Source organism: Pseudomonas sp. MF08831 (genome assembly GCF_059862645.1).
Genome location: NZ_JCBCUX010000003.1, coordinates 385,571 through 410,692 on the forward strand (window position 1 = coordinate 385,571; position 25,122 = coordinate 410,692).

Here is a 25,122-nt window from a genome sequence, read left to right on the forward strand (position 1 = left end):
GTTCCCATGCTGCACTCCCACCTCACCACCCTCAATGCGGTCTCGTTGGTGCTCAACACCTTCCAGGCCGAAGGTTTGCCGTTTGAGGCGCTGCTGGCCGGCAGTGGCATCTGCGCGGCGGACCTGAGCCGCTCCGACACGCGCATCACCACCAATCAGGAGATGCGCGTGTGTGCCAATGCCGTGGCCCTGCGCCAGGATGTCGGCCTAGAGCTGGGTCGCCAAATGCATGTTTCGGCCTACGGCATGCTCGGTTACGCCCTGCTCACCAGTGCCACCTTCGGTGACGCTTTGCGCCTGGCCCTGCGTTATCCGGCGCTGTTGGGAACACTTTTCGAGCTGAGCCTTGAAGAGGACGGCGATCGCATCTGGTTCACCGCCAGCGACTACCGCGAAAACCCTGCGCTGGAAATGTTCAACGTCGAACTGTGCCTGGCCTCGCTCAAGGTGATCTGCGATGACCTGCTCGGCCAGCCCTTGCCGCTGCTCGCCGCGCGCTTTGAACATGACGCCCCGGACTACCGCACGCGCTACACCGAGCGCTTCCCTTGCCCGTTGCAGTTTCAGGCCACCGCCAATGCCTTTGCCTTCGACAAGCACTGGCTCGACCGGCCGCTGCCGCTGGCCGATGCGATTACCCACCAGGCCATGGCCGAGCGCTGCCGCAAACAGAACCTGGAGTTCACCGGGCGCCAGGCCTGGCTGGGCAGGATTCGCCAACTGCTCACCGCCCAACTCAACGCAGCACCTGGCCTGGAAGGCCTGGCCGAGCAGATGAACTGTTCAGCGCGCACCCTGCGTCGGCATCTGCACGACCTGGGCTGCAGCTATCAGGAACTGCTGGACGAGCTGCGCTTTGAGCGCGCCAAGCAGCTGTTGGCTGAAAACCAATGGCCGATCTATCGGATTGCCGAGGCGTTGGGCTTCAGCGAAACCGCGAGCTTCAGGCATGCGTTTGTTCGCTGGAGCGGCGTGGCGCCGAGCCAATTTCGACCATGACGCCCCATTGAGGGGCGAATTTCGGACAGACAATTTGGCCATATTCATCCCCTTTTGGCCGCTCCTGCCATTCTCATAAACCGCGTCCGCCGCAAGACTGCATCCACCGATACAGCCTGCGGAGAACAACAAATGCTGACGATCTACTCGGACGATCACCACCTGCACCACGGCCGTTGCGAACTGATGGACGGGCAACTGATGCCCTGCTTTGAGATGCCCTCGCGTGCCGACCACGTGCTGCAACGAGTCAAGGACCGTGAACTGGGGCCGGTCAACGCGCCACAGGACTTTGGGCTGGCACCGCTGCAGCGCATTCACAGCCGTGACTACCTGGATTTTTTCAAAGGTGCCTGGGAGCGCTGGACCGAGTTTGGCCAGGACGGCGACCTGCTGCCCTACACCTGGCCCGCCCGCACCTTGCGCCGCGTGTTGCCCACCAGCCTGCACGGGCAGCTCGGTTACTACAGCTTCGACGGCGGCGCACCGATTACCGCCGGCACCTGGCAAGCGGCCTACAGCGCGGCGCAAGTCGCCCTCACCGCCCAGGCCGCCATCCAACAGGGCGCCCACAGCGCCTTCGCCCTGTGCCGCCCGCCGGGGCATCACGCCGCCAGCGATTTGATGGGCGGCTATTGCTACCTCAATAACGCCGCCATCGCGGCCCAGGCCTTTTTGGATCAGGGCCACAAAAAAGTCGCGATTCTCGATGTGGATTACCACCACGGCAACGGCACCCAGTCGATTTTCTATGAGCGCAGCGATGTGCTGTTCACCTCGATCCACGGCCACCCGGAAGCGGAATTTCCGTTTTTCCTGGGTTATGCCGATGAGCTGGGCGACGGCGCGGGTCAAGGTTTCAACTTCAACTATCCGCTGCCCGCCGGCTCCGGCTGGAACACCTGGAGCGCCGCGCTGGAGCAGGCCTGCCAGGAAATTACACGCTACGGCGCCGACATCATCGTCGTGTCCCTGGGTGTGGACACCTTCAAGGACGACCCGATCTCGCAGTTCAAGCTCGACAGCCCGGACTACCTGGCCATGGGCGCGCGTATCGCCCGGCTGGGCAAGCCCACGCTGTTTGTGATGGAAGGCGGCTATGCGGTGGAAGAAATCGGCATCAACGCCGTCAACGTTCTCGAAGGTTTTGAAGGGGCAGCCCAATGAACATGCTCAAGTCACTCGTGCTCTGCGCCGCCGTTATCAGTGGCGCGGCGCATGCCGAAGAGAAAACCCTGCGGGTCTACAACTGGTTCGACTACATCACGCCCAAAGCGCTGGATGACTTCAAGGCACAGCACTCCGACATCAAGCTGGTGTACGACATTTTCGACACCAACGAGGCGTTGGAAGCCAAGCTGCTTACCGGCAACTCCGGCTATGACGTGGTGGTGCCGTCCAACGTGTTCCTGGCCAAACAAATCGAAGCCGGCGTATTCCAGCCGCTGGACCGCAGCCAGCTGCCGAACTGGAACCACCTCGATCCCAAGCTGATGAAGCTGATCGAAGCCAACGACCCGGGCAATAAATTCGCCGTGCCCTACATGTACGGCACCATCCTCATCGGCTTCAACCCGGCCAAGGTCAAGGCCGCGCTGGGTGACAACGCGCCGGTGGACAGCTGGGACCTGATCTTCAAGGAAGAAAACATCAGCAAGCTCAAGCAGTGCGGCGTCGCGCTGCTGGACTCGCCTTCGGAGATTCTGCCGCTGGCCCTGCAACACCTGGGCCTTGACCCCAACAGCAGCAACCCCAAGGACTATGAAAAAGCCGAGGCGCTGCTGATGAAAATCCGCCCCTACATCACGTACTTTCACTCCTCCAAGTACATGGCCGATATCGCCAACGGTGACATCTGTGTGGCCGTTGGATATTCCGGCAGCTTTTCCCAGGCCGCCAACCGCGCCAAAGAGGCGAAGAACGGTGTGACCGTGGACATGCGCCTGCCCAAGGAAGGTGCGCCGATCTGGTTCGACATGCTCGCCATCCCCAAAGGCGCCAAGAACCCGCAGGACGCGTACACCTTTATCAACTACCTGCTGCAACCGCAGGTGATCGCGCCGATCAGCGATTTTGTCGGCTACCCCAACCCCAACAAAGACGCGACCGAGCAGGTGGACCCGTCGATTCGCAACAACCCCAACCTGTACCCGACCGAAGCGGCCATGGCCACGCTCTACACCTTGAAACCGCTGGGGCGCGACGCCGAGCGCGCTCGCACGCGGGCCTGGACCAAGATCAAGTCGGGCACCTGACACCCCACCGCCAACGGACAGTCAGTGACCACAGGACTGACTGTCCGCCACCCAACTGCTCGCAAGAGAACCTGCCGCCTGCGCAGCACCGCACGCCTGCCCGCCTGATTGCTGGGCCCATCGACCACAGGCCACGCCCACACCCCGCCGCCGCTAACTAAGTAATGCCCGGTCCCTCCTCATCGCGCCTAACGTGAGCGCGATCGTCGCCGCGAGATCAGCCAGAAACCGCTACAGCCAGGGATCTGCGCGCTGAGGCCCACGGGCGACCTCGCGTATTTCTCAAGGCCAAGGAGTGCCCATGAAAGACCTCGTTCCAACCGAAAACAGCGGATTAGTAGCGCAGCTGGCTACCGGCCCGTCCCTGCGTGAAGTGGCTTGCACCACCTTGCGTGCGGCGCTGCGCGAGCTGTATCCGGAATTGGATATCAACCCGGACCTGGCCATCGTCAACGCCCCGCAATGGCTCGAACTGGGCGGCGACATCATCCCCGCCAAGCCGGCGACGGACACCCTCACCGGCGCCCTGACACGCAGTGCAATTTCCCGCGTGCCCGTGACTTACCTTGATAGCGAACACTACCTGGCGTACCCCTCAGGCAATGGTCCTGACGTGCACCTGCCCGTCGGGATCGACGCAATAGGCCGACTGATCAATGAGCTCGCGCCGCTGCTGTTCGTGGCGTTCCAGGAGCAACAGATAGATTTCTGGAACCAGAGTGCAGGCACCAGCGGCCCACGCTGGCGGATATTTGCCCAGTCGCTGCGTGAGGTGTGGAACGTGCAAGAGGTTCATGGCTGGGACGCCGACGACTGCGCCGTGGCGCGGGCGGTGTTTCACTACCCCGAGTTCATCGAGCGCCAGCCCCACGACCCGTATGCGACACGCGCCTACCTGGTGGACATCGATGCGCAGGACAGCAGCGGCACCCAGCACATCAGCGTCATGGCCATGGCCGTGCTGATCGCGCGTCACGGTGAACAGACCCTCATCCTCAGCTACTCGATCGATACCGGCTATGCAAAATTTGCCAGCCTGGAGGCCTTCGGCCAGACACTGCTGCCCTATATAGCCGACTTGCCCGGCAAAACCCTGAACTGGCGCTTGCTGGAGCCGGACGGCAACTTTTTCGAACACCAGGCCTTCAGCCTGATCGGCTTGCAAATCGAAGCCATGGGCGATCTCGACCTTGCCGATGCGGACCCCAAATCGCTACTGCCCACCCGCACTGTCGGCGTGCAAGGGGTCGAGCTGGCGCTTCTCGATCAGTCGCGTATTGGCAGCGCGCGACGGGCGTTGCCGGCGTGGCTGCTGCAGGCCTCGGAAACCGACCAGTCAGCCTACGGGCGCTACATGATGGACCTGGCCGCGCTGAGCCTTCAAAGCAAAGGCAAGACCTTCATGGACGAGTTGCCAACCCTCACCGACTTCACCCGCACGGCCTTGCGCGCGGCGCTGATCAAGGATCATCCGCAGGCCTCCCGGCTGGACCTCGACCGCGTGACGATAACCATCACCAGCCAAGTCGTGTGGGGAACCGTCGCGCTGCCGGGCCAGACGCAAACCCTGACCTTGAGCCTGGTCGAGCTGGCCTTGCAAAACCTCGTCGCGCTGCCGCTGGGCAACAAGACGGTGAGTTACCAGGACGCCAGCCCGACACCCGCGTGGATGACCGCAGACTACCTGGAGCAACTGATCACCCAGGCAGACATCGGCAAGCACTACCCCGAGCGGGTCAGCACGCTGCTGCTGGACAATCCCGAGCAAGCGTTGCGGCGCCAACACTTGTACGCCGGACAATTGCGCCTGCAACTGCCCTTGCTGGCGTTGCAGTACAAGATTCGCGGCCTGTTCCACGTTGACGAACAGGGTTATCGCTACGCGCACGCGGTCATGGCCAGCAACGCGCAACACCGCCGCGTGGATGGCATCACCGTGGTGATCCGGCCGCTGGCACTGCGCCCCAAGTGGCGCGCGAGCGGGGCCACCGATAGCGTCGATAATATGTTCCTGATTGGGCCACAGGACCCTGCGAATGGTCCTTGCCTGTTGTATCGACCTCTGTCCAACGAACCCTTGATGCAGTTTCCCTCACAGGCCAACCTGCTTTACGCCATCAAGCAGGACACACCATTACGCCAGTCGGTACTGGCCTGGTTGCCCGACGCTGTGCGCCCGGATTACGCCCAGTTTGTCTTCCCCGGCAGCCTGCCTTCACCCTGGGTCCTGCCGACGCTGCTCAGCGAGCCGGTGAGTTCGATGGTAATGAGCGGCCCGATTGAATTCGGCACCCAGGCGCTGGGCGCGGACTGCCTGGCGGTGCTGTACACCGCCAACGCCCGCGCCCTGGTGACACTGGCCGACCGTCAATCGGTGTCCAATGCCGAGGCTCGCTGGGAAAGCTTCAAGCATGCCGGCTGGATCGTTCTGAATGCGGCCCTGCCGTTCATGGGCCGCACAGCGGGCGCCGCAGCCTGGATCTGGCAGCTCATGGATGACCTGCAGCAGGTTATCGAGGCCCGAGAAAGCGGCGATCAAACGGCGGGCGTGAGTGCTGCCGTGGACTTTTTTCTGACCCTGGGCATGGCCCTGGCGCTGCACATCAGTCTGCAGCACGCGCCGGCGCGTGCGCCTGAAAAAAGCCCGCCGCCGGCACCGCCGTTACCGGCCAAACCGTCGATCATCCAGCACCCCACGCTCGACACCGCCCACCTGCCGACTGAGCATGAAATCAACCTTCACACCCGCGGCGCCCTCACGCGTAGCCGCAACAGCCTGGGCGCGACACTGGACAGTTTCAGCCTGGCCAAACCCGAAGGGCTGGGCGAAATAATCACCCAGCCCGGGCCCCATCTGCACCTCTACCCCAAGGGCCAGGCGTGGTACGTCCCGGTGGCGCAGCGCTGGTTCGAAGTGGCGCTGGATGAAAACGACACCGTGATGATCATCGACCCCAAGGCCCCAAACCGCGAAGGCCCGGCCTTGATCGGCAACCGCCTCGGCCAGTGGTTTGTCGACACCCGGTTGCGCCTGCGCGGCGGCGGAATGCGCAGCCGGCGACAGAAAGGCCAGCGCCTGAGGCCGCCGAAAATTCGCGAACTGCGTGAGCAACTGGCGGCGTTCGACACGCAGGTCGATCGACGACGCCAGGACATGATGGGGTTGCAGCAGGCCATCGATCACGCGCCACCGGCCGATCGCGCAAACGCCCGCACCACCTACCTGACGCACGTCAGCAGGCGCCTGGAAGAATTGGACGTACCGATTGCTCAGCTCAAATCGCTGAACATCCTCGATACCGTGCCGACGTATCAGGAAGCCATGCTGGGCTACCTGCAAGACCAGATGGTCCTGGCGCGAAGTGCCACCGCCGAACAGATGATCCGCTTTCGAGACGGGCTGCACACCGTTTCTGAATACCTGGACAAAGAGGACTTGCCAGACACCCCGATGGCCCTGGAAGACTGCCGTGCCGTCGACGCGTCGACCGAGGCTATGGTCGAGCGCATCGGTTACCTGCAATCACGTTTCAAGGAAGCCCGCACCCTGGGAGTCAAAGGCGCGGAACTGGTGCTGCGCCACGAACAGGTGCTGCCCAAGATAACCCTGGATGATCTCAAGGCCTTCCGCATCACCCTGTCGCGCTTCCTTTGCGTGAATGAAGCCGCCTCGGCCAGCACAGACACCGCCCGCTCGGCGATCGCGCAGATGGTCGACCGGGCCGACCTGGCGGTGCAGAGCCTGTGCGAGGCTTTGCAGCCAGACAATCTGGCCACGCTGGATGAACAAATCGAAGTCCTCGACAGCCTGGTAGACCAGTTCACTGGCCTGGATCAAAGCCTGGCCGATTTGCCGGCCGATTTTCCACTGGACGTACATCGCCCGGCCCTGCAGACCTTGCAGCAGCTCACCGATGAATTCGCCCAACGGGCGATCAAGCAAATGACCACGCTGCTGCGCGAGCGCAAGGCGCTGGAGTCGGCGATTGCCGGCCCTTCGACGCCTGTGCCCAGACCGCAGAAAAAGGTGATCAAGACCCGCTTCCAGGGCATTGTGGTCGGCGAAGAACGCCCGCCACAACGGGGAGAACCGACCCCGTTGGTGGAGGTCAAGCAAGCACTGACCGGCAAGGTGATTGCCCTGTTTCATAAAAAGGACGGGGTATGGGTTGAGCGTGAGCGTGCGGTGGCGCGGCCCACTGCGCGGGCACAGTCGCGAAACGTGGCCGCCAGCATCGCCAGTGCCCAGGCGCTGCTCGACGATGTCGAACAGTTCATCACGCGCACCCAGCGCCTGGCCGGCGAGGCAAGACGCCTGCCCGTGGAGATCGAAGAGCGTTTTCACCGCCGCGCCGCGCAGCTGGCGCAGGCCGGCGAGGACATTGAGGAGGCATTGACCGCCAGCAACGTGACCGAAAGCGGCTCACCGTCGGCCGCCTTGATCAACCGCAGCCTCGATGCCGCGATCAAACGCCTCTACACCGAGGGCCTGCGCACCCGGCTCGACATGCTCAAGCAGCGCCCACCGACCGCGGCCCATGTCGAACTGCTGTACCGCGAACACGAGATCATCATCAAACCGCTGCCAGGCCCACGCAGCAAGCTATCCGGGCGCCACAAGGGCTATTTGAAAGAGTACGAAATCCTCGACGCCAAGCACTCGAATGCGCTGTGGTACGCCCACTTTCACTACAAGGACCTGGCAAGCCCCGAGGAGGCTTACACCGCCGCGCACCTCAAGACCCAATCGCAGCGGCGCCTGGGCGGCAAGTATGAAGCGCTGGCCAAGACCGATGACCGCGACAACATCGCGGTGTACCGCAGTGAGATCGGGCCGTTGCTGGCGCGGTCACTGTTCTTCAAGACTGCCGCCTTGCCGGTGCCCCGGCGCTGAAGGCGGCGGCTGGCAACCCCAGGCGCGGTACAACCGTCCAAGCGCCTGCGCGATGCTCGCCGGCGGCACGGCGGCAAACCCCAAGACCAGCCCGGCGCGCTGGTCGGCAGGTGTGCTGGAGTCCGGCAGCCAATAGGCGCTCAAGCCATTGACCTCGACCCCCGCGGCGTGGGCCTGCGCCACCAGTTGCTGTTCGCGGGCGAGGCTGTCCACTCGCACCGTGAGGTGCAAGCCTGCCGCGACAGTGGGCAGGCTGCTCACGCCCTGCAGCTGACCGGGCCAGCCGCTCAACAGCGCGTCACGTCGGCTCAGCGCGGCGCGTCGCATACGCCGGATATGCCGCTGAAAGTGCCCCGCCGCCATAAACTCCGCCATCACCGCCTGGGTACTGACCTCCGAGTGGCGCATGTCGACCGCACGGCGCCGCGCAAACGCATCCACCAGGGCCGGCGGCAACACCAGGTAACCCAGACGCAACGCGGGAAACGCCACTTTGCCGAATGTGCCCACATACAGCACCCGCCCCGTGCGATCCAGCGCGGCCAAGGGCGACAAGGGTGCGCCGCTGTAACGGTACTCGCCGTCGTAGTCATCCTCGATGATCCAACCACCCGTGCGCTCGGCCCAGGCCAGCAGTTCAAGGCGGCGGGCCAGGCTCATGACCACGCCCAACGGGTACTGGTGGGAGGGGGTGACATACGCCACGCGACAATCGCTCAGGGTATTGAGCACCTGGCAGTCAATGCCCTCGCCGTCCACGGGTACGCCGTGCAGGTGCCCACCGGCCAGGGCAAACGCGTGACCGGCGGCGCGGTAGCCCGGATTTTCTACCGCCACGCCATCGCCCGGCTCTACCAGCAACTGTGCACAAAGGCTGATCGCCTGCTGCGCGCCGCAGGTGATCACAATTTGCTCAGCCGCACATTGCATGCCCCTTGAACTGCGCAAATAAGCGGCAATCAGACCGCGCAGGCGCGCGTCACCCGCCGGGTCGCCGTAGCACAGCTGCTCCAGGTCGGGTTTGCGCCAAAAAGCCCCATTCAGCTTGGCCCAGACCTCAAACGGGAACAGGTCAAAGGCAGGCACACCCACGCGAAATGCCCGTGGCGGCCCCGACGGAGGCTGAGACAGATGGTTGGCTTTTACTCGCGCCAAGCTGGTGCTGTGGATAACTTCATGGTCCAGATCTTGCGGCAAATCCGCCCATTTTGTGGATAAGGCTGGGGATAAGCCTGTTGAAAACCCTGTGGATACTTTTGTGGATAATTTTTTCGCTGTCGGCAACTGGGCAACGTAGGTGCCGTCGCCAACACGGCTCTCGATAAACCCCTCTGCATACAGCTGGTCATAGGCGCGCACCACACTGTTGCGGGAAATCGACAACGCCGCCGCCAGGTCACGTGTTGGGGGCAACCGCGTTCCGCTGACCAGTCGCCCGTCCAACACGCGCTGGCGCAGGGCGTCATACAGCTGGCGCGTCAAACCCAGACGGCGATCCAGCTCGATCCCAGCGGGGTTGAATGACAGCGGCGGTGTGATGGGCGACATATTGGACCTATGAAATTGGTGCCATTTGGCTCTTACAACAGACCAATAGCCTGCCTAGGATGCAGGCATTCGCCAAGGAATATTTCCATGTACACACCCCGCGCCTTTGCCCTCGACGATTTGCCCGAACTGCAGCAACTGATCCAGCACACTCGCCTGGCGCAGCTGGTGACCTTTGGCGAGCAGGGCCTGCAGGCCAGTCACCTGCCGTTGCTGCTCAACCCCGATCAAGGCCCGAACGGTACGCTTTACGGGCACATGGCCAAGGCCAACCCCCAGTGGCGCGACCTGCAAAATGGCAGTGAAGCCCTGGTGATCTTTGCCTGCGCCGACGCCTACATCAGCCCGGCGTTTTACCCGGCCAAGGCCGAGCACGGCAAAGTGGTGCCCACCTGGAATTACATCGCCGTGCATGCGTACGGCAAGGCCGAGGTATTTACCGATGCCGAGCGCTTGCTGGCGGTGGTCACGGCGCTGACCGATCGCCACGAAGGCAACCGCGCCCAGCCCTGGAGCGTCAGCGATGCTCCCGCCGACTACATTGACGGCATGCTCAAGGCCATCGTCGGTTTCGCCCTGCCCATCGAGCGCCTGATCGGCAAACGCAAACTCAGCCAGAACCGCAGCCAGGCCGATATCAACGGCGTGCGCGAGGGCTTGGCCGCCAGCATCGATGTGCGCGATCAGACGCTCGCGCGCTTTATCCCTCAAGGAGGCACAGAATGAGCCAGATCGATATCCGCCCCGTCACCGCAGCCGACCATGCCGCCTGGCTGCCACTGTGGCAGGCGTACTTGAAGTTTTACGAAACCCAATTGCCCGACGCCGTCAGCCAAAGCACCTGGCAGCGCCTGATCGATGCCAGTGAGCCGACCCATTCCGCCCTGGCCTGGCAGGACGGCAAGGCGGTGGGCATGGTCAACTTCATCTACCACCGCTCTAACTGGAGCATCGAAAATTCCTGCTACCTGCAGGACCTGCTGGTGGAGCCGGCCCAACGTGGCAGCGGCGTGGGTCGCAAGCTGATCGAGTTTGTCTACGCCACCGCCAAGGCCGACGGTTGCTGCAAGGTCCATTGGTTGACCCACGAGAGCAATGCCACCGCGATTCAACTCTACGAACGTATTGCCGAACGTCCTGGCTTTATCCAATTTCGCAAAGGTCTTTGAGGAAATCCGCATGCCTATCTCACCCGCCGACTGGAAAGGCGTTCCCGCGCCCACCGTTCAAGTGCTCGAAGGGCGTTTCATCCGCCTGGAAAAACTCGACCCCGCGCGCCATGGCGATGGCCTGTTCCAGGCCCTTGAAGGCCCTGGCGCCGATCCTAAGCTCTGGGACTATTTGCCTTATGGCCCCTTCCCCGAGCGCGCCGCTTTCGATGCCTGGCTCAACAACCATGCCCAGCACAGCGACCCGTACTTCTTCAGCGTGATCGACCGCCAGAGCGGCGAGGTACAAGGCATCCTCAGCCTGATGTCCATCGTCCCGGCCCAGGGCCGCATCGAGATCGGCCACGTGACCTTCGGCGCGCCGATGCAACGCTCGCCCAAAAGCACCGAAGCGGTATACCTGCTGGCCAATCACGCTTTTGAGCAGGGCTACCGTCGCCTGGAATGGAAGTGCAACAACGCCAATGCCCGTTCCAAATACGCGGCGCAGCGCTTGGGCTTCAGCTTTGAAGGCGTGTTCCGCCAGCACATGGTGGTCAAGGGGCAGAACCGCGATACGGCGTGGTATTCGATCCTGGATTCGGAATGGCCAACCCTTGGAGCAGGGTTTGAAGCGTGGCTGTCCGAGGCAAACCAGCAGGGTTCTGGCCAACTAAAAACACTGGCCGAGTGCCGGGCCTGATTCTGAGCCACAACACACAACCAATGTGGGCGCGTGCGTGCTCGCGAAGACGGTAGACCAGTCAACACCGGCAATACCTGACACACCGCTTTCGACAGCAAGCCCGCGCCACAGTTGATCTGCAGCGGGCCCACTGCTGTCATCTCCCCGACACATTCCTGCAATCACCCTTCGCTATACAGGTCGACTCGTTTCCATAACAAGGTCGTCCGCCATGCCCCCGTCGCCCCACCGCCTCGCACTCGCCATCACGTTATTGGCCAGCAGCCTCGCTGAAGCGGCGCCTGCGCCGACCAAAACCGTGCTGATCGACACGCCCACCACCGCGGGGCAAACCCTGACCGGCAGCGATTCGTTGACCACCACGGCGCCGGGCAGCATCACCACCTCCGGCGTGGCCGTCACGCTCAAGGATGGCACCAGCGGTGCGGGCGTGGTGATCACCAACGCGGGCAAGCTGGTCTCAACCGGCGGGCGCGCAATCGACAGTTCGGGCACGCTCACCGGGGCGCGCAACTACAGCGTCTACAACCTCGCGGGCGGTGTGATCCAGGGCGCCAATGACGCGCTGCGCATCAACAGCAACTTTGCCAGCGGCCGTTTGTTGATCGACAACAGCGGCACCATTCGCTCGGCCACCGGCCAAGGGCTGGACCTGGATGCGATCCGCAGCGCCAACGTGACGACCACGATCATCAACCGCGCCGGTGGGTTGATTCGTGGCGATGCCAGTGACGGCATGAAGACCGGCGCCAACGCAAACATTACCAACTATGGCGAGATCTCCACCGGCGACACGTTCTCGCGCGATGACAAGTTCGACGGCGTCGATATCGATTCCGCCACCGGTGTGACGGTGACCAACTACGGCCTGATTTCTGGCGGTCGCCATGGCATCACCACCGACCTGGGTGCGTCGCTGACCAACTACGGCACGGTGATTGGCCGCAACGGCTCGGGCTTTGGCTCCGACGGCGATGGCACGGTGATCAACCACGGCACCATCACCGGCGCCTTCTCCGGGTTGCAGCCGGACGGCGACGGCGATGGCGTGGACATCGACAAAATCGCGCATATCGAAAACTACGGCATCATCCAGGGCATCGGTGCCGGCGGTGTCGACAAAAATGGTTTTGCCAACGGCAGCGAAGGCATCGCCCTGGGCGGCGGCTATGTGTACAACGCCAAGGGTGCGCTGGTCAGCGGCGCCAACAACGCGATCCTGGTGGACGACGGTAGCGACGGCCCGGGCGTTGCCGCGACCACCCTGGAAAACCACGGCGTCATCCAGGGTCTGAATGGCTTTGGCGTGAAGTTTGTCGGCAACTTTGCCGACACCGTGATCAACGGCGGCACCATCAGCGGCAGCAATGGCCTGGCTCTGGATCTGGGCGGTGGTGATGACACGCTGGTGTTGCTCAGTGGCAGCCGCTTTGTCGGCCTGGTGGATGGCGGCGCCGGTTATGACCGGCTGAGCCTGGATGACGCTGCAGGCGGCAGTTTCGGTAACAGCCGCAATTTTGAATGGCTGGCCGTGAAGCAAGGCACCTGGACCCTCACCGGCAGCGGCGATTTCAGCGACGGCGGCGAGATTTTCAGCGGTGCCAAACTGATCAACCAGGGCGGCATCGCCGGTAACGTGACAGTCGATGCCGGCGGCATCTACGCCGGAGGCGGCTCGGTGGGCAGCCTGGTGGTCAACGGCACGCTGCAAACCAATACGGCGCTGGGCACCGCCACCATCGCCCGCGACCTGACCATGGGCAGCGGCTCGACCCTGGCCTATGGCGTGAATGCCGATGGCAGCAGCGCGCCAATCAAGGTCGGCGGCACGGCCAACCTCAATGGCGCGACCCTGGCAATCAACCCTGCCAGCGGCACGTATCCATGGCAGAGCCATTACACCGTGCTGCAAGCCGGCAGCATCAAGGGGCAATTCGGTACCGTCACCAGCGACTATGCATTCCTCACGCCAAGCCTGGATTACAGCCCTACCCAAGTCGGCCTGACGTACGCCCGTAACGACATTGCTTTCAATCAGTTCGCCACTACCGGCAACGGCGCCAGTGCGGCCAACAGCCTGGCAGGCCTGGGCACCCACAATCCGCTGTATAACGCCCTGCTCTCCACCACCACCGCCACCGCCGGTGCAGCCATCGAGCAATTGGCCGGCAGCAGCACTGCCAACCTCACTGGCGCCACCCTCGGCGCCAGCGCCCAAGTAGGCAACAGCATGCTTGCGGCGATGCATCAATTGGGCGGCGGCGCGGGCTTGATGGTCGGGCTTGATCAGCGCGACACCCCAGTGCTCGCCGCCAGCGGCGTACCCAGCGATGCGCGCAACCTCAATGACCCGAACGCGCGTGGCCGCCTGTGGCTGCAGGGCATCGGCAGCTACGGCAAGCTTGATGGCGAGCACGGCAGCAACGGCCTGACCCAACGCACCAAAGGCACAGTGCTGGGGGCCGATTGGGCCCTCGACAGCGACTGGCGCGTGGGTTTGCTGGGCGGTTATTCGAAGACCGACCTGGACACCACCGGCGTGGACGGCAGCGTCGACAGCTGGCACGCCGGCGTCTACGCCATGCGCCAGAGTGGGCCCCTGGCCTTGCGCCTGGGCGCGGCTTACAGCGGGCACCAGGGCGACAGCAAACGCACGGTGGCCTTCAACGGTTTCAACGACCGCCCCAAAGGCGACTATGACGCCAACAGCCAGCAGGCCTTTGCCGAACTCGGTTACGCCATGGGCAGCGGCCACCTGAGTGCCGAGCCATTCGCCAACCTCGGCTACCAGCGCTACCAGCGTGACAGCTACAACGAAAAAGGCGGCGCCGCCGCACTGCATGTCGACGGTCAGACCCAGGACAATTTCAGCAGCACATTCGGTTTGCGCCTGGCGCACCTGAGCCAACTGGACAACGGCATCAGCCTCACGCCCCGTGTCAGCGCCGGCTGGAAGCACACTTACGGCGATGTCGACAGCAGCACGCGCCAGGCTTTCCTGGCCGGCGGCACAGCGTTCAATGTCGAAGGCAGCGCCCTGGACCGCAACAGCCTGCTACTCGAAGCCGGGCTGGACGTAGGCTTGTCGGCGCGCCATAGCCTGGGCCTGGGCTACACCGGCGAGATCGGCAGCAACAGCCGCAATCACGCGTTGGTCGGCCAATGGCAGATGAGTTTTTAATCGCTCAGCACTAAAGACAACTCCCGCGAATCAGGGGTCGGTAGCCTGACAGTTATCGCCCCGTCATCTCGCTAAATTCCCGGCCTCTTATTCCATGAGGCTGGATTTACATGTCACTTGCACAAAAACAGTTCGCTATAGCCCTTACCCTCATGCTGGTGGTCACAGCTGCTCCGTTTGCACAGGCGCAGAGGAACATGGAGCACGACAGCGACTGGCTTAACGAGATCCCTCTGGGCGATCAGCCCGCCGTGCACGACCGCGCGCCTCCCGCGCCTGCCGATGAGTTTTACCTCGTCGAGCATGCCACCACCCATAACGGCAAACAGGCGGCAATCATGCTTGATTACGCTATTGATCAACTGTTGGAGTCCGGCGCGTTGAGCAAGCGCGAACAGGACGCACTCGAGCACCTGGGCAGTTACCTGGGCAGCCTGGCGCCAGGCAACGTCGGCGCGGTGCTTGAGCAATTGGCGGGCAGCCAGCATGCCAACCTGGGCACCGCCACCCAAGACAGCCTGAAACAGCTGAACGCCAACCTGCTGTCGGCGATCCGCGAACTGAGCGGCCAGACACGCGAAGACGCTCGGGTATGGCTCAACGGCCTGGGCAACAGCGGCAAGCTCGACGACCACCGCGGCAGCGCCGGTTTGCAACAGCGCACACAAGGCCTGATGGTCGGCGCCGACTGGTCGGTGGACACCGCCTGGCGCTTGGGCGTAATGGGGGCCAAGTCAGGCAGCAACCTGAACGCCAAACGTTTCAAGGCCGAACTGGAAAGCTGGCACCTGGGCGCCTATGCCTTGCGCCAGGACGGCCCGCTGGCACTGCGCCTGGGGGCGATTTACAGCCACCACGATGGGCGAAATAAACGCAGCGTCGATGTCGACTTCCTCAACTTGCGCGACCAACTCAGGGGCAAGTACAGCGCTCAAAGCCAGAACGCATTCGCCGAGTTGGGCTATCAACTGGGCGGTGCCGCAATCAGCATCGAGCCCTTTGCCGGCCTCGGTTGGCAGCGCTATCACCGCAAAAGCTTCACCGAAAAAGGTGGCGTGACAGCCCTTAACGTCGGCGAACAAAACCAGCAGAACCTGAACAGCACCTTCGGCCTGCGCCTGTCGAGCCTGTATGCCCTGGGCAATCAGATGATCCTCAACCCCCACTTGAGTACACACTGGCAGCACCTCTATGGCGACGTCAGCAGTACGCTTCGCCAATCTTCGGCGTGGGATAAACGCGATGATTTCGACAGCGGCTTCACCCTCAAAGGCACCGCCCTGGACCGCAACAGCCTGGGCCTGCGCGCCGGTCTCGACCTTGCACTGTCGGCCCAACACACGTTGGGCCTGACCTACACCGCTGACGTTGGCAGCAACAGCCGCCATCAGGGGTTGATGGGCCAATGGGCCATGGGCTTTTGACCCACGCTTTATTTCAGGCGAAAAAAAAGGGGGGCACCTGCCCCCCCGAGGATTAAGCGGTTGTCTTGAAGGCTGTGACTCAGCCTTCGATTTCAATCAGGATTTCGCCAGGGTTGACCCGGTCGCCCTTGGCCACATGAACGGCGGAAACTTTGCCGGCAATCGCGGCCTGCACTTCGGTTTCCATCTTCATGGCTTCGGTAATCAGCACGGCCTGGCCGGCCTTGACCACGTCGCCTTCCTTGACCAGTACGTCGACGATATTGCCCGGCATCGCCGTGCTGACATGGCCCGGCTCGGTCGCGTGCTTGCGCTTGCTGCCGCCGCTGCTGACGAACTCGTTGAGCGGTTCGAACACCACTTCTTCGGGCATGCCGTCGATGGACAGGTAGAAGTGGCGCTTGCCTTCGGCCTTGACGCCGACACCGGTGATGTCGACGCGGTAGCTTTCGCCGTGCACATCGATCACGAACTCGGTCGGCACGCCTTCGCCACCGGCACGCGCTACGCCGCCGGCCTCAGGAATCGGCAACAACACTTCCGGGCTCAAGGTGCCGGCGTCACGCTCCTCAAGGAACTTGCGCCCGATGTCCGGGAACATCGCGTAGGTCAGTACGTCTTCTTCGGACTTGGCCAACGCGCCGATTTCGCCGCGCAGCTTGGTCATTTCCGGCTTGAGCAGGTCGGCCGGGCGGTGGTCGATCACCTCTTCGCTGCCGATGGCCTGGCGGCGCAGTTTTTCATTCACCGTGCCCGGCGCTTTGCCGTAGCCGCCTTGCAGGTAGAGCTTCACTTCATTGGTGATGGTCTTGTAGCGCTCGCCGGCCAGCACGTTGAAGAACGCCTGGGTGCCGACAATCTGCGAGGTCGGAGTCACCAGCGGCGGGAAACCGAGGTCTTCACGCACGCGCGGGATTTCGGCCAGCACTTCGCTCATGCGGTTGAGTGCGCCCTGCTCTTTCAACTGGTTGGCCAGGTTGGAAATCATCCCGCCCGGCACCTGGTTGACTTGTACGCGGGTGTCGACGGCGGTGAATTCGCTTTCGAACTGGTGGTATTTCTTACGCACGGCGTAGAAATACAGGCCGATTTCCTGCAGCAGTTCCAGGTCGAGGCCGGTGTCGAATTCGCTGCCTTTGAGGGCGGCAACCATCGACTCGGTGCCTGGGTGGCTGGTGCCCCAGGCGAAGCTGGAGATGGCGGTGTCGATGTGATCGGCACCGTTTTCGATGGCCTTGAGTTGGCACATCGCGGCCAAACCCGCCGTGTCGTGAGAGTGGATAAAGATCGGCAGGCTCTGCTCGGCTTTGAGTGCCTTGACCAGCTCGCCCGTGGCGTACGGCGTCAGCAGGCCGGCCATGTCTTTGATGGCGACCGAGTCGCAGCCCATGGCTTCCATTTGCTTGGCCTGGGCCACAAACGCGTCGATGGTGTGCACCGGGCTGGTGGTGTAGGCGATGGTGCCCTGGGCATGCTTGCCGGCGGCTTTCACCGCTTCGATGGCCACGCGCAGGTTACGCACGTCGTTCATGGCGTCGAAGATGCGGAACACGTCGATGCCATTCACCGCAGCCTTGGCGACGAAAGCTCTGACCACGTCGTCGCTGTAGTGGCGGTACCCCAACAGGTTCTGGCCGCGCAGCAGCATTTGCAGGCGCGTGTTGGGCAACGCAGCGCGCAGTTTGCGCAGGCGCTCCCACGGGTCTTCCTTGAGAAAACGTACACAGGCGTCGAAGGTCGCGCCGCCCCAGACTTCCAGCGACCAGTAGCCGACTTTGTCGAGCTTGTCGCAGATCGGCAGCATGTCGTCGGTGCGCATGCGGGTCGCCAGCAACGATTGGTGGGCGTCGCGCAGGATGGTGTCGGTTACGAAGATCTTTTTAGTCATTGGAATATTCCTCACAGGCCTGCGTAGGCGGCGATGGCGGCGGCGATGGCCAGGGCCAGCTCTTCGGGTTTGCGCTTGATCGAGTAGTTGGTCAGCTCAGGGTGGCTTTCCACGAAACTGGTGTTGAACTGGCCGCTGCGGAATTCCGGGTTGCGCAGGATTTCCTGGTAGTAGGCGGCGGTGGTCTTCACGCCTTGCAGGCGCATGTCGTCCAGGGCACGCAGGCCGCGGTCCATGGCTTCTTCCCAGGTCAACGCCCACACCACCAGCTTCAGGCACATGGAGTCGTAAAACGGAGGGATGGTGTAGCCGGTGTAGATCGCCGTGTCGGTGCGCACGCCAGGACCGCCGGGCGCGTAGTAACGGGTGATCTTGCCGAAGCTGGGCAGGAAGTTGTTCTTCGGGTCTTCGGCGTTGATGCGGAACTGCAACGCGAAACCACGGTGCTGGATGTCTTCCTGTTTCACCGACAGCGGCAGGCCCGAGGCGATGCGGATCTGCTCACGCACAATGTCGATGCCGGTGATTTCTTCGGTGATGGTGTGCTCAACCTGCACCCGGGTGTTCATCTCCATGAAGTACACCTCGCCCTCGGCGAGCAGAAACTCCACGGTGCCGGCGTTCTCGTAGCCCACGGCCTTGGCGGCACGCACCGACAGGTCGCCGATGTAGGCGCGCTGTTCCGGGGTGAGCTGAGGGCTTGGAGCGATTTCGATGAGCTTCTGGTTGCGGCGCTGAATCGAGCAATCACGCTCGAACAGGTGCACCACGTTGCCAAAGCTGTCACCGAGGATTTGCGCTTCGATGTGCTTGGGATTGACGATGCATTTTTCCAGGAACACTTCCGCCGAACCGAAGGCCTTGGTGGCTTCGGAAATTACGCGAGGGAAGGCTTGTTCGAGTTCTTCGCGGCTGTTGCAGCGGCGGATACCACGACCGCCACCACCGGAGGTGGCCTTGAGCATCACCGGGTAACCAATGCGGTCGCCTTCGGTGAGGGCTTCGGCGATGTCGGCGACGTTGCCTTCGGTGCCGGGCGTCACCGGCACACCGGCCTTGATCATGCTGCGGCGCGCTTCGGTCTTGTCGCCCATGCGGCGAATCACCTCGGCCGACGGACCGATGAATTTGATCCCGCGTTCGGCGCAGATGTCTGCCAGCTCGGCGTTTTCCGACAGGAAACCGTAGCCGGGGTGCAGCGCATCACAGCCGGTTTCCACGGCCAGGTTCACCAGCTTGCGCGGGTTCAGGTAGCCGGCCAGAGGCTCGGCACCAATGCTGTGGGCTTCGTCGGCACGTTTGACGTGCAACGCGTGGCGGTCGGCGTCCGAGTAAACCGCGACCGAGCGAATGCCCATCTCGGCGCAGGCACGCACGATTCGTACGGCAATCTCACCACGGTTGGCGATCAGGATCTTTTTTATCACTTGGAAATTCCCTTGAGCCGTTTGCTGCGTCTTCGACCGGTTGGATCCGAGTCGACGCGTGACCAAATGTTTCATGACAGTCGCGAGACACACACTAGGCGCAACGGAGGATTAACAAAAATCAATAATTATTGGGTTGTGTATAAGTAAACACTTATAGTTGGCCGGACGGCCTGGGGCGAGAGGATTGAAATAATGCGTAAGTCATTGATGCGTATGACATTACGTCAGTTGCAGATTTTCAACGAAGTCTGTGATTTGCGCTCCTACAGCCGTGCCGCCGAGGAAATGTCTCTCACACAACCAGCCGTAAGCCTACAAATTCGCCAGCTGGAAGAGCTGATCGGCCAGCCGCTGTTCGATTACGTCGGCAAAAAGCTCTACATGACCGAGGCCGCCGAAGCCTTGCAACGCGCCAGCCGGGATATTTTCGGGCGCCTGGAAAACCTCGATATGCAGCTGTCGGACATGCAGGGCTCGCTGCAAGGCCAGCTGAAGCTGGCGATCGAATCGAGTGCCAAGTACTTCGTGCCGCACCTGTTTGCCGCCTTCAAGCGCCAGCACCCGGAGGTGCAATTGCACCTGACAGTCGTCAATCGTGCCCAGGTGATTCGAAGGCTTTCAGACAACCGTGATGACCTGGTGATCATGTCCATGGTGCCCCAGGACATGGGCCTGGAATTCCTGCCGTTTTTGAACAACCCGATTGTCGCCGTGGCGCCGCCTGACCATCCCTTGAGCCTGCAAGGCGCGCTGCGTTTGCAGGACCTGGAACCGTACACGCTGCTGGTGCGCGAGCCGGGCTCCGGCACGCGACTGGCCTGCGAGGAGTACTTCAAGGAGAAACGCGTGCACTTCACCCAGACGGTGGAAGTGGCTTCGGCCGAGGCGCAGCGTGAGTGCGTGAACGCAGGGTTGGGCGTGGCGTTGCTGACGCGCCACGCGGTCAACCTGGAACTGGCCACCGGCGGGCTCAAGGAGCTGCCGGTGGAAGAACTGCCGCTTTACCGCAGTTGGTGCCTGGTGCAGGCCAAGGCCAAGCGCCTGTCACCGGTGGCCCATGCGTTCCTGGGCTTTATCCGCAGCGAACGGGTGCAGATCAGCGCGTTGGCTGAGCGCTTCGCTGGGCAGCCGCGGGTGCCTGCCAGTGGAGTTCCGGGTAGTCCGTGATGCTCTGGAGCAATTGGCGCTCTTCGCAACGGTCTTCGATTGCGCGACGAAACGCCATGCGGCGCTGGTCTTCTTGCTGACGACGGGTTTTGACGGTGCTGCTGTCTTCGTATTGCCGGGCCATGTTGAGTCTCCCAATGCGAGTACGGGGAGTTCAGGATGGGCTCGGCGGATGACGGTTTGGCGGCGTGGGGGTTACAGGACGATGAATATTCCGAAATTGAAGGAGATTGCCTGTGGGAGCTGGCTTGCCTGCGATGCAGGCACCGCGGGTTTTCAGTTAAACCGAGGTGACGCTATCGCCGGCAAGCCAGCTCTCACATTTGACGGGGTGCGACCTTCAATCAGTCGTCGAGGGCTTTGACCGATTTTGGCGAGAGACGCAGGCTGCGCAAGCTGCGCTTCACGCTCTTGAGGTGGTTGACCAGGCTCGGGCCGCGCGCCATGGCCACGCCCATCGCCAGCACGTCGATCACCACCAGATGGGCGATGCGCGAGGTCAGCGGGGTGTAGATTTCGGTGTCTTCGTGCACGTCGATCGCCAGGTTTACCGTCGACAGTTCCGCCAATGGCGTCTGGCTTGGGCACAGCGTGATCAGCGTCGCGCCGCTTTCACGCACCAGGTTGGCGGTGATCAGCAGGTCTTTTGAGCGACCGGACTGGGAGATGCAGATCGCCACATCCGTGGGCTTCAGCGTGACCGCCGACATCGCCTGCATGTGCGGATCGCTGTAAGCCGCTGCAGTGAGCAGCAGGCGGAAGAATTTGTGCTGGGCGTCGGCAGCAACGGCGCCCGACGCACCGAAGCCGTAAAATTCGACGCGCTGGGCCTGGGACATTGCGGTCACGGCCTTCTGCAATTCCACTGGGTCGAGTTTTTCTCGCACTTCCATCAGGGTGTGCAAGGTGGTGTCGAAGATTTTCAGGCTGTAGTCGGCGACGGAGTCGTCTTCGTGAATCGCAAACTGCCCAAAGCTCGCACCCGCCGCCAGGCTCTGGGCCAGCTTGAGTTTCAAGTCCTGAAACCCGGAGCAACCAATGGCACGGCAAAAACGTACGATGGTCGGCTCACTGATGCCCACGCTGTGGGCCAGGTCGGCCATGGAACTGTGCATCACGGCCGCAGGGTCAAGCAGCACGTGATCGGCAACCTTGAGTTCCGATTTGCGTAACAGGTGGCGCGACTGGGCGATATGTTGCAACAGGTTCAAAGGGCAGGACTCTTGTTATTGGCAGGCGCCAGGGATGTAGCAAGCTTGTAGTTATACTACAAGAATTGCCGTTTTGCCCGTCCGATGCATCACTAAATCGCCCTGATGCCCTTTGAATCAGCGGGCAGCTGCCGTGTAGCCACATAGGCGGCCTGGCCGTCTTTAAGGAAAGTCTGCATTTTTCCGCAACAAATCTGCCAGCGCCTCGGCCTCCACCGGCCGACTGATCAGATAGCCCTGCACTTCGTCACAGCGCTCCCCTCGCAGGAAATCCAGCTGCTGCTGATCTTCCACACCTTCGGCCACCACCTTGAGCGCCAGCCCATGGGCCATGGCAATGATTGCACGCGTAATCGCGGCGTCCTCGCGGCCCTGGCCCAGGCCGCGGATGAACGTCTGATCGATCTTCACGTAATCCACGGGGATGCGCTTGAGGTAGCTGAGGGACGAGTAGCCGGTGCCAAAGTCGTCAATGGCCAGCTTCACGCCCAGGTCGCGCAGTTGCTGGAAGGTGGCAATGATGTGCTCGACGCTGTCGAGCAGTTGGCTCTCGGTCAGTTCCAGTTCGAGGTATTGCGGGTCAAGGCCGGTTTCTTCGAGCACTTGGCGCACCAGGCTGACCAACTTGCCCTGGCGCAACTGGTGCACGGAAAGGTTCACCGACACCCGAATCGGCGCCAACCCCTGGCGCTGCCATTCGCACGCTTGCCAACAGGCCTGGCGCAAGACGAATTCGCCCAGCGGCACGATCAGGCCTGTTTCTTCGGCCAGGCCAATAAAGTCCCCCGGCGGCACCATGCCCCACTGCGGATGCTCCCAGCGAATCAGCGACTCGGCGGCATTCAGCTTGCCGGTGGCCAGGCACAGTTTGGGCTGATAGAACACCGTGAGCTGGCGCTCGTCGATGGCCTTGCGCAAGTGGTTCTCCAGCTGCAAACGCTGAAGCGTGCTGGCTTGCAGGCTGTCGGTGTAAAACTGGAAGTTGTTGCCGCCCAAGTGCTTGGCATGTTGCATGGCCATGTTGGACTGACTGACCAACGCGGAAATTTCCCGCGCATTATCCGGCAACAGGCTGACACCCATTGAGGCACTGACCACCAACTCATGCCCGTCTACCGTCACCGGCACCCGCAGCTTCGCCAGGAGCCGCGTGGCCACTCGCGCCAGGCTCGACAGGTTGCCGTACGCGTCGAACAGCACGGCGAACTCATCGCCGGACAGACGCGCAATGGTGTCAGCCTCGGGCAACGCGTTGATCAGACGACGGGCCACTTTCTGTAACAGCTGGTCAGCGACTTCATGGCCCAGGCTGTCGTTCAGCAACTTGAAGCGGTCCAGGTTGATATGCAGCAACGCCAGGCTACGCCCGCCCTGACGCACACGCGCATGGGCTTCGCGCAGTCGCTCGCGGAACAGTGAACGGTTGGCCAGGCCCGTCAACTCGTCATAGTGCGTGAGGTAGCGCATGCGCTCTTCGGACTCACGCCGCGCCGACAGATCGGCGAAGAAGCCCACAATGTGGCTGACATTTCCGCGAACATCGCGCACCACGTTCAGCTGCAGCCATTGCGGGTACAGTTCGCCATTCTTGCGCGTTTCAACCAGTTCGCCCTGCCAGGTACCGTGGCTGAGCAGGGCCTGGCGAATCACCGGAAAGTGGCGACGCGCGTCACGGCTGCTGGGCAGTTCCACGACGTTGCGGCCGAGCATGTCGTCGATTTCAAAGCCGGTGACACGGCTGAAAGCCTGATTGACGGCGATCAGCGCATAGTTCGGGTCAAGAATCACGATGCCTTCGCTGGCCGCCTCGAACACGGTCGAGGCCAGTCGCTGCTGTTCTTCCAGGGCCTTGCCGGCGCTGATGTCGCGGCGGGTGCCGAGCATGCGCGTTACCCGCCCACTGGGGGAGCGCTCCACGGCGCGGCCGCGGTCTTCGATCCAGACCCAGTGACCGTCGCCGTGGCGCACGCGGTATTCAACCTGGTAATCCTCGGTGCGGCCCTTCAAATGCTCCACCAGTGCGCGCTTGAGCAGCGGCAAGTCGTCGGGGTGCAGGCGCGGCTTGAGGTGGCTGAGCATTGCCGTGACGTACTCGGGCTCAAGGCCGAACAACTCTTTGAGCTGAGTGTGATGGACTTCATCGGTCTGCAGGTTCCAGTCCCACAGCCCCAGTTCGCTGGCCTGCAGCGCCATGGCCAGGCGCGCTTCACTTTTGTTCAGGGCCAGGCTGGCGGCGTCCAGTTCCTGGTTGCGTTGCGCCACGCGGTCTTGCAGACCGATCTGGGCCTCGCGCAGGTCCTGTTCGACCTGGCGGCGCTGCTCGACTTCGCGCACCAATTCCTGATTCAACTGCTCGCTGCGCTGCTGCGCCTGCTGTAAATGCTCGATCAGCGCCTGGTTCTGAAAGCGTCGCAGCAGGCCACGCTGGATCAGGCGGTTGACCTGCCACGCCACCAGGCTCAGAGAGCCCAGCAGGATCAGGCCAAGCACGCCCCAACCTTGCTGTTGCGCCGTGCCGTTCCAAAACAGATAAAGGATGGCCGGCACCAGACACGGCACGGCAAAGGACAGGAACGCAGGCAGGCTCACGGCATAAGCCACGCTGGCCGACAGCGTTGCCGCGCCGATCAGGCCGAACACCCAGGCCTGCTGCATGAAGCTGTCCGCCGGCACCAGCGCAATGGCGGCGGTGGCTAACGTCAGGCCACTGACCGCCGAGCCGAGCATGAACATGCGCCGCCAGATCGGCTGGGCCTGGCGGCTGGGCATGGCCGAATCGAACGCCGCCACTTGAATGACGCGCAAGGCCACCAGGGCGAGCAGCCAGACCAGCCACACGCTGTCCAACAGATATTGCTTGGGGTTCCACAGCAACCAGGCGCAGACCAGGCCGTTCACCAACATCAATAAAGTCGGCAGCAATGAACCTTGGTAGAGCAGGCGAGTGCGTTCGACCGCCATCTCGGTTGCGTAATATTTACGGATGACGTGCACAGGCGCCGCCGAGGGGCCGAACAGGTCGGGACTGAGAGTCATAGGCAGTGTTCTTATAATGGTGAGCCCGAAACGTGCACGGAGCATACACAAGCAAGCGCTTGGGCCAAACTGCTCCAAGTCATAAAAACCGCACGATAAACCGCCGCAAAACTCGGGGCCAGACAGCTTGAGCGAGATGCCGCGCGGGCTGTGGCCTATGACCGACCGGTCATCAGCCCCACCAGAATGTTTGTGCGGCTCGAAACACTCCTGAGGTTTTCGAGTGACCACCCGG

At 62.5% G+C, this 25,122-nt stretch carries 16 protein-coding genes; 10 read left to right on the forward strand and 6 right to left on the reverse strand.

Annotated features, from left to right (window positions below):
* Positions 1-6: 6 nt before the first annotated feature.
* From AC19YS_RS08005 to AC19YS_RS08020, 4 genes are all read left to right on the forward strand, one after another.
* Positions 7-999, forward strand: coding sequence for an AraC family transcriptional regulator (locus AC19YS_RS08005; RefSeq protein ID WP_200624087.1), 993 nt, complete (start codon positions 7-9; stop codon positions 997-999).
* A 132-nt stretch (positions 1,000-1,131) separates the two neighbouring features.
* A complete protein-coding gene (locus AC19YS_RS08010; protein ID WP_124418780.1) occupies positions 1,132-2,166 on the forward strand; it encodes a histone deacetylase family protein in 1,035 nt (344 codons plus the stop codon).
* The gene (locus AC19YS_RS08015) at positions 2,163-3,254 is read left to right on the forward strand and encodes a polyamine ABC transporter substrate-binding protein (RefSeq protein WP_119741130.1); all 1,092 of its coding nucleotides are present in this window, start codon (positions 2,163-2,165) and stop codon (positions 3,252-3,254) included. Before AC19YS_RS08010 ends, AC19YS_RS08015 begins: the two co-directional genes overlap by 4 nt.
* Positions 3,255-3,555: 301 nt before the next feature.
* A complete protein-coding gene (locus tag AC19YS_RS08020) occupies positions 3,556-8,148 on the forward strand; it encodes a dermonecrotic toxin domain-containing protein (protein ID WP_500601397.1) in 4,593 nt (1,530 codons plus the stop codon).
* Here AC19YS_RS08020 and pdxR read toward each other — a convergent pair.
* The gene (pdxR, locus tag AC19YS_RS08025; protein WP_500601398.1) at positions 8,104-9,696 is read right to left on the reverse strand and encodes a MocR-like pyridoxine biosynthesis transcription factor PdxR; all 1,593 of its coding nucleotides are present in this window, start codon (positions 9,694-9,696) and stop codon (positions 8,104-8,106) included. The genes AC19YS_RS08020 and pdxR overlap by 45 nt on opposite strands.
* A gap of 87 nt (positions 9,697-9,783) precedes the next feature.
* Here pdxR and AC19YS_RS08030 point away from each other — a divergent pair, with 87 nt between their 5' ends.
* The 5 genes from AC19YS_RS08030 to AC19YS_RS08050 all read left to right on the forward strand — a co-directional run bounded on the left by AC19YS_RS08030 (position 9,784) and on the right by AC19YS_RS08050 (position 16,155).
* On the forward strand, positions 9,784-10,422 hold the full coding sequence (locus tag AC19YS_RS08030) for an FMN-binding negative transcriptional regulator (protein ID WP_500601399.1): 639 nt from the start codon (positions 9,784-9,786) through the stop codon (positions 10,420-10,422).
* Positions 10,419-10,865: a GNAT family N-acetyltransferase gene (locus AC19YS_RS08035; protein WP_119741140.1), complete on the forward strand. Its 447-nt coding sequence runs from the start codon at positions 10,419-10,421 to the stop codon at positions 10,863-10,865. Before AC19YS_RS08030 ends, AC19YS_RS08035 begins: the two co-directional genes overlap by 4 nt.
* Before the next feature lie 10 nt (positions 10,866-10,875).
* Entirely contained in the window at positions 10,876-11,547 is a 672-nt protein-coding gene (locus tag AC19YS_RS08040) for a GNAT family N-acetyltransferase (RefSeq protein WP_119741142.1), read from the forward strand.
* A 214-nt stretch (positions 11,548-11,761) separates the two neighbouring features.
* On the forward strand, positions 11,762-14,731 hold the full coding sequence (locus AC19YS_RS08045) for an autotransporter outer membrane beta-barrel domain-containing protein (protein ID WP_500601401.1): 2,970 nt from the start codon (positions 11,762-11,764) through the stop codon (positions 14,729-14,731).
* 197 nt (positions 14,732-14,928) lie between these two features.
* Positions 14,929-16,155, forward strand: a complete 1,227-nt coding sequence (locus AC19YS_RS08050) for an autotransporter outer membrane beta-barrel domain-containing protein (RefSeq protein WP_500601403.1) — start codon at positions 14,929-14,931, stop codon at positions 16,153-16,155.
* A 79-nt stretch (positions 16,156-16,234) separates the two neighbouring features.
* On the opposite strand, the gene oadA is transcribed toward AC19YS_RS08050, so the two are convergent.
* Both oadA and AC19YS_RS08060 read right to left on the reverse strand, forming a co-directional pair.
* Positions 16,235-18,043 (reverse strand): sodium-extruding oxaloacetate decarboxylase subunit alpha, encoded by a 1,809-nt coding sequence (gene oadA, locus AC19YS_RS08055; RefSeq protein WP_367242161.1) that lies wholly within the window; start codon positions 18,041-18,043, stop codon positions 16,235-16,237.
* Positions 18,044-18,054: 11 nt separating this feature from the next.
* Positions 18,055-19,470: an acetyl-CoA carboxylase biotin carboxylase subunit gene (locus AC19YS_RS08060; protein WP_088421996.1), complete on the reverse strand. Its 1,416-nt coding sequence runs from the start codon at positions 19,468-19,470 to the stop codon at positions 18,055-18,057.
* Positions 19,471-19,665: 195 nt separating this feature from the next.
* On the opposite strand from AC19YS_RS08060, the gene AC19YS_RS08065 reads away from it, so the two are divergent.
* Complete coding sequence (locus AC19YS_RS08065) at positions 19,666-20,640, forward strand: LysR family transcriptional regulator (RefSeq protein ID WP_500601406.1); 975 nt, start codon at positions 19,666-19,668, stop codon at positions 20,638-20,640.
* Here AC19YS_RS08065 and AC19YS_RS08070 read toward each other — a convergent pair.
* The 3 genes from AC19YS_RS08070 to AC19YS_RS08080 form a co-directional block, all read right to left on the reverse strand.
* Complete coding sequence (locus tag AC19YS_RS08070; protein WP_106575923.1) at positions 20,570-20,764, reverse strand: PA3496 family putative envelope integrity protein; 195 nt, start codon at positions 20,762-20,764, stop codon at positions 20,570-20,572. The two genes, AC19YS_RS08065 and AC19YS_RS08070, sit on opposite strands and share 71 nt — an antisense overlap.
* Before the next feature lie 220 nt (positions 20,765-20,984).
* Entirely contained in the window at positions 20,985-21,851 is an 867-nt protein-coding gene (gene hexR / locus AC19YS_RS08075) for a transcriptional regulator HexR (RefSeq protein ID WP_010168370.1), read from the reverse strand.
* A gap of 162 nt (positions 21,852-22,013) precedes the next feature.
* The gene (locus AC19YS_RS08080; RefSeq protein ID WP_500601408.1) at positions 22,014-24,887 is read right to left on the reverse strand and encodes an EAL domain-containing protein; all 2,874 of its coding nucleotides are present in this window, start codon (positions 24,885-24,887) and stop codon (positions 22,014-22,016) included.
* Between the last annotated feature and the right edge of the window lie 235 nt (positions 24,888-25,122).

Excerpts from the sequence above, each read along its gene's own strand:
- AC19YS_RS08035 (WP_119741140.1), top strand. The coding sequence starts at position 10,419 with ATGAGCCAGATCGATATCCGCCCCGTCACCGCAGCCGACCATGCCGCC.
- AC19YS_RS08020 (WP_500601397.1), top strand. The coding sequence starts at position 3,556 with ATGAAAGACCTCGTTCCAACCGAAAACAGCGGATTAGTAGCGCAGCTG.
- AC19YS_RS08010 (WP_124418780.1), top strand. The coding sequence starts at position 1,132 with ATGCTGACGATCTACTCGGACGATCACCACCTGCACCACGGCCGTTGC.
- AC19YS_RS08080 (WP_500601408.1), bottom strand. The coding sequence starts at position 24,887 with ATGACTCTCAGTCCCGACCTGTTCGGCCCCTCGGCGGCGCCTGTGCAC.
- oadA (WP_367242161.1), bottom strand. The coding sequence starts at position 18,043 with ATGACTAAAAAGATCTTCGTAACCGACACCATCCTGCGCGACGCCCAC.
- AC19YS_RS08050 (WP_500601403.1), top strand. The coding sequence starts at position 14,929 with ATGGAGCACGACAGCGACTGGCTTAACGAGATCCCTCTGGGCGATCAG.
- AC19YS_RS08030 (WP_500601399.1), top strand. The coding sequence starts at position 9,784 with ATGTACACACCCCGCGCCTTTGCCCTCGACGATTTGCCCGAACTGCAG.
- AC19YS_RS08045 (WP_500601401.1), top strand. The coding sequence starts at position 11,762 with ATGCCCCCGTCGCCCCACCGCCTCGCACTCGCCATCACGTTATTGGCC.
- AC19YS_RS08005 (WP_200624087.1), top strand. The coding sequence starts at position 7 with ATGCTGCACTCCCACCTCACCACCCTCAATGCGGTCTCGTTGGTGCTC.
- AC19YS_RS08070 (WP_106575923.1), bottom strand. The coding sequence starts at position 20,764 with ATGGCCCGGCAATACGAAGACAGCAGCACCGTCAAAACCCGTCGTCAG.
- pdxR (WP_500601398.1), bottom strand. The coding sequence starts at position 9,696 with ATGTCGCCCATCACACCGCCGCTGTCATTCAACCCCGCTGGGATCGAG.
- AC19YS_RS08065 (WP_500601406.1), top strand. The coding sequence starts at position 19,666 with ATGCGTAAGTCATTGATGCGTATGACATTACGTCAGTTGCAGATTTTC.
- AC19YS_RS08040 (WP_119741142.1), top strand. The coding sequence starts at position 10,876 with ATGCCTATCTCACCCGCCGACTGGAAAGGCGTTCCCGCGCCCACCGTT.
- AC19YS_RS08015 (WP_119741130.1), top strand. The coding sequence starts at position 2,163 with ATGAACATGCTCAAGTCACTCGTGCTCTGCGCCGCCGTTATCAGTGGC.